This window comes from Streptococcus mitis (assembly GCF_001579035.1).
Classification (GTDB): domain Bacteria; phylum Bacillota; class Bacilli; order Lactobacillales; family Streptococcaceae; genus Streptococcus; species Streptococcus mitis_J.
Window position 1 is genome coordinate 17,937 of record NZ_KQ970292.1, and the last position, 1,560, is coordinate 19,496.

Annotated in this window: 3 protein-coding genes; all 3 read right to left on the reverse strand. The window is 37.4% G+C overall.

The window, feature by feature from the left end; translation table 11 throughout:
- Positions 1-91: 91 nt before the first annotated feature.
- The gene (locus tag SMIDD26_RS09865; RefSeq protein WP_061439985.1) at positions 92-610 is read right to left on the reverse strand and encodes a GNAT family N-acetyltransferase; all 519 of its coding nucleotides are present in this window, start codon (positions 608-610) and stop codon (positions 92-94) included.
- On the reverse strand, positions 600-1,043 hold the full coding sequence (tsaE, locus tag SMIDD26_RS09870; protein WP_061439986.1) for a tRNA (adenosine(37)-N6)-threonylcarbamoyltransferase complex ATPase subunit type 1 TsaE: 444 nt from the start codon (positions 1,041-1,043) through the stop codon (positions 600-602). Before tsaE ends, SMIDD26_RS09865 begins: the two co-directional genes overlap by 11 nt.
- 84 nt (positions 1,044-1,127) lie before the next feature.
- Positions 1,128-1,560: hypothetical protein (locus tag SMIDD26_RS09875; protein WP_061439987.1), on the reverse strand; the 433-nt coding region annotated here is incomplete at its 5' end.

The window sequence follows — 1,560 nt, forward strand, 5'->3', positions numbered from 1 at the left end:
GATAAATAGTATAGCAAAAATACCTGCTCCTACTACAGTTACAGAAAGTAAAGCCAGCACCATTCCAATAATTTTTTTAACCATATTTCTACTAATCGATCAGTTTACCCATCAAGTAAACATCGATAAATTTCCCTTCTTCTATATATGCTCCACGCTCTTGGCGACCTTCAATGACAAAGCCATGCTTTTGATACAGATGAACCGCAGCCTGATTACGAGTTTGGACAGTCAGTTGGAGACGACGCAGAATGCCACTTGCTTGTGCCCACTCTATCACTTCTTCTAGCAACAAACTTCCCAATCCATTATTCCAATATTTCTTACCAATCACAATAAAGAGATCTCCAATATGACGGACTCTCTTGCGCTGGTCAGCTGTAATATTTACAATACCAGCAATTTTATCATTTAATAATGCAAGTAAGGTTATCTGATTGTCCGAACTAGCTTGCTTGTTGAGGAATATTTCCATCTCCTCACTGGTCAAGAGAATACCATCTCTGTCTAGGCTGGTAAAATCTGTCTCTAAACTTACACGATTTAAAAAGGCCACTAATTCAGCTGCATCTTTGGGCTCTGCTTCCCTAATGAGCAATTCATACTCCATGTTGAAGCTCCTCTAAAAGCTTTTCTGCACGCAAACCCTTTGCTTGGAAATGTAATCTGCGACCGTCTTCTTCTTTTAGAATTTCCAACTCTAAATAAGTATCTGGCAAGGCATCTCCTAAGAGATTGCCCCACTCAATAACAGTCACTCCGCCACCAAAGAGAAACTCATCCAAATCGATAGAATCCGCATCTCCTTCAATTCGATAAACATCTAAATGGAAAAGCGGAAGACGCCCCTCATACTCTCTTACGATAGTATAGGTTGGACTTTTAATCATTTGAGAAATCTGTAAACCTTTAGCAAGTCCTTTAGTAAAGGTCGTTTTACCTGCACCCAGTTCTCCAGTTAAGATTAAAACATCATTCTTTTCTAATAGATGACCCAAACGCTCCCCTAAGGCTTGTAGCTCTTCTTCATTTTTTGTGTACATACTCTTATTATACCAAAAACTTTTCTTTTGTGTCTATTTTCCTACTAAACTTACCATCATAACATCCATAAAAACAAGCTTTCTCTAAAAGAAAATGAGCGTAGCAATGACCAATACAAGATCTCGAAAAATATGACCATAAAAGGAAACTTCCTTCTTAACCGAATTTGGGACAAGATAGGCTGCAAAAAACAAACCCAGTCCAATATAAATCAAAAGAGAGACAATGGTCATTGGATTTCTTAAGAAGAGAAGTGTTGCTAAAATAGTCACCAACACTGTCTTTTTTCTGTCTAGCATAGCAAGAAAATCACGCATGTATTTTTTCAAGGGTAAAAAAATCAGCAAATCTAGTCCAAATAGGAAAAAGAAGGATGGCAATAAAAAGTCAACTAATTCTTGCTGCAACGTATTTTTGATGAACAAGTTGTCTGACAAGACAAGAACAGCTCCTAACAAATTAATTAAGAGTAACATACTATAAAAAAGCTTCACCGACTTCTTACTGGCTAGGACA